The organism is Streptomyces sp. MnatMP-M17 (assembly GCF_900091995.1).
Classification (GTDB): Bacteria; Actinomycetota; Actinomycetes; order Streptomycetales; family Streptomycetaceae; genus Streptomyces.
In genome coordinates, this window is the sequence record NZ_FMDK01001272.1 from 1 (window position 1) to 3,150 (window position 3,150).

Annotated in this window: 4 protein-coding genes; all 4 read right to left on the reverse strand. The window is 72.2% G+C overall.

The window, feature by feature from the left end; genetic code table 11:
• Positions 1-136 precede the first annotated feature (136 nt).
• On the reverse strand, positions 137-1,486 hold the full coding sequence (gene lysA / locus GA0115259_RS38475; protein WP_093605268.1) for a diaminopimelate decarboxylase: 1,350 nt from the start codon (positions 1,484-1,486) through the stop codon (positions 137-139).
• Positions 1,483-1,974, reverse strand: coding sequence for an SAV_915 family protein (locus GA0115259_RS38480; RefSeq protein WP_370749426.1), 492 nt, complete (start codon positions 1,972-1,974; stop codon positions 1,483-1,485). Before GA0115259_RS38480 ends, lysA begins: the two co-directional genes overlap by 4 nt.
• Before the next feature lie 178 nt (positions 1,975-2,152).
• On the reverse strand, positions 2,153-2,797 hold the full coding sequence (locus GA0115259_RS38485; protein ID WP_093605270.1) for a LysE family translocator: 645 nt from the start codon (positions 2,795-2,797) through the stop codon (positions 2,153-2,155).
• A gap of 104 nt (positions 2,798-2,901) precedes the next feature.
• Positions 2,902-3,150, reverse strand: a 249-nt coding sequence (locus tag GA0115259_RS38490; RefSeq protein WP_141716907.1) for a response regulator transcription factor, incomplete at its 5' end; no start/stop codon positions are given.

Consider the following 3,150-nt stretch of genomic DNA (forward strand, 5'->3'; position numbering starts at 1 on the left):
ACATCAGCCGCTGCCGCGGCGGGCGCTCCCTCACCCAGCCTGATCCAAACGAAAGACCCTGGCCCTGGCGTCCTTGTCCGGGGACTCGCGCACGGACTGATCGACGGTCCCGAAATCCGCGAGGCCCGGGCTCCGCTCAGAGGCCGACGTCCCGGGCGCCCAGGTCCTCGAAGCTCTCCCGGCGTACCAGGAGCCGTGATCCGCCCTTGGAGACCGCCACCACCGGAGGGCGGCCCGTCATGTTGTAGCCCGACGCCATCGACACCTGGTACGCGCCGGCCGCCGGAACCGCCAGTACGTCACCGGGCCTGATGTCCTCCGGCAGCTCCACAGGACCGGCGAGCACATCGCCCGCCTCGCAGTGCCGGCCGACGACCGTCGCCGTCCGCATCGGAGCCGTGGAGGTACGTCCCACCCGGCGGACCGTATAGCGCGCGCCGTACAGCGCGGGCCGCGGGTTGTCGCTCATCCCGCCGTCGACGGCCACGAACACACCGCCGGCGCCGCGCTTGACCGACAGCACCCGGTAGAGCGCGATCCCGGCCGGTGCCATGACCGAGCGGCCCGGTTCCACGGTCAGCGCGGGTACAGGGAGACCGTGTTCGGCGCAGGCGCTCGCCAAGGTCCGGGTGATCAGCTCACCGTAGACCGAGGGCGCAGGCGCCGGATCTCCCGGCAGATACGCCACCGCGAAGCCGCCGCCGAGGTTCAGCTCGGGCAGGATCACGCCGTGGCGGTCCCTGATCGCCGCCAGGAACGCCACGAGACGGCGTACGGCCTCCGCGTACGGTTCGGCCTCGGCGATCTGCGAGCCGAGATGGCAGTGCAGACCGACGAGTTCGAGCCTGGGCTGGCCGAGGATCCGGTCGACGGTGTCCGCCGCCGAGCCGTCCGCGATCGAGAGGCCGAACTTCTGGCCCTCCGTTCCCGTACGGATCTTGGGGTGCGCGCCCGCCTCGATACCGGGCAGTACGCGGACCATCACCCGCTGCGGCTCCGGTCCCGGCATCTGCGCGGCGATCCTGGCCGTCTCGCAGGCCGAGTCGATGACGATCCGGCCGACGCCGAGACGCAGCGCGGTGCTCAGATCCTGCGGGGACTTGGCGTTGCCGTGCAGCACGATCCGCTCGGGCGGGAAGCCGCGGCCGACGGCCAGTCGCAGTTCGCCCGCGGAGCAGACGTCGAGCCCGAGGCCCTCCTGCTCGATCCAGTCGACGACCGCCCGGCAGAGGAACGCCTTGGCGGCGTAGACGACTTCGGCGCCGGGCAGCGCCCGCCGCCATGCCCGCGCGCGGGCCCGTACCTCGTCCTCGTCCAGGACGTACACCGGCGTGCCGTAGCGGTCGGCCAGTTCGGCGAGGCCGACGCCGGCCACGGCGATATCGCCACCGGGCGCGAGGACGGCGGACGCGGGCCAGACCGTCGGCGTGTCGAGCTCGCTGATCAGCAGGGACGGTAGGGGCGGCAGGGACGGTTCCGTGGTCATACGGTCATCGCCTCCGGCAGCTCCAGGGCATGGGCACGGCGGGCACAGGTGCTTGCCGGGGCCGTCCTCGGAGCGGGCGACGGAGCGGGCGCCGGGGCCGGGACTGTGGCCGTGGCGGGCGCGGTGAGCTGGGGATCCACCGTGACGATCGTGGCGCCGAGCGGTGCGGCCAGCGCGCGCAGCACGGGCTCCGCGAGTCTGATCCAGGCCTGCTGCTCGCCGAGGACGGCGGTCAGCTTCCGGGCGCTGGTGAAACCGATCGCGGTCCGCGCGCCGAGCGGAGTACGGGCGAAGCGCAACTGCTGCCCGCCGTAAGAGCCGAGCCGTACGGGCACGTACAGCGGCGACCGTGCCGCACGGCACTCGTCCGCGCCGGGACCGGCGTCCGCGCCGGAATCCTCGGGGTCGAGGTCGGGGCCGGAATCCGGACCGGAATCCGCGTCGGGGTCCGCGTCGGGGTCCGCTTCCTCGGTGATGAGGCGCTCCATGGTGTCCTCCCAGGGGAGTCGTTCACTGACTGACACCAGGAAGCTATGCCCGGCGGACGGAGGACCGCCGGGCCCATGACGGAGTGCTGATCGGGAAGGCCCGTATTTTGACGCGCTTCTGGCGCGGGAGGCGCGGGTGGCGCGGGCGGCGCGGTTGGCACGGGCAGCGCGGCGCCGCTCAGTCGGCGCGGCCCGTCGCTGCGACCGTCACACCCAGACCGATCATCGCGAAGCCGCCCGCGCCGCCCACCAGCGACAGCCGGCGGTCCGAGCGCGCGAACCAGTTCCGTGCCGCGGACGCGCCCAGTCCCCACAGCGTGTCCGTGACCAGGCCGATCGCGATCGGCACCAGTCCGAGCAGCAGCATCTGCGCGGGCAGATGGCCCGCCGAGTGGTCCACGAACTGAGGAAGCACGGCCGCGAAGAACACCACGCCCTTCGGGTTGGTGATCCCTACGACAAAACCGTCCCCGACCGTACGGAGATCACCGCGCGCCGGGCCCGTCGGCGCGGACATGGCCGCGACACGCATCTCCTTGCGGTGCCGGAAGGCCTGTACACCCAGGAAGACCAGATAGGCCGCGCCCGCCAGCTTCACCGTCAGGAAGACGGCCACCGACCGTTCCACCAGGGCGCCGATCCCCAGTGCGACCGCCACCACCAGGGCGTACGAGCCCGCCACATTGCCCAGCACGGTGGCGAGCGCCGTCCGCCGACCGTGGGCCAGCGCCCGGCCGATCACGAACAGCACGCTCGGTCCCGGGATCACGATCACCAGCAGGGACATCACGGCGAAGGCCAGGAACCGGTCCGTGGACACCATGCGCATACCTCCAGTACGTCCTACAGGTCCTACAGGTCCTACAGATTCAAAAGGTCCAGCAGGTCCAACAGGTCCCCCAAGAGGGCCCTTTCTGCGGGGCCTGCCTATGGCAGCAGACCGGCGCGCCTCGCCGCCACCACCGCCTCCAGGCGCGTATGCGTACCGAGCTTGCGCATCGCGGAGCGGAGATAGCCCTTGACTGTCTCGGGGCGGAGTCCGAGCAGTTCCGCCGTCGTCGCGTTGGTCGAGCCCGCCGCGACACAGCCCAGTACGTCCACCTCGCGCGGTGCGAGTGTGACCGGCAGCGGGCGCGGGGGAGTGCCGGCCGGGCGTGCGGCGCCCGCGAGCCGGCC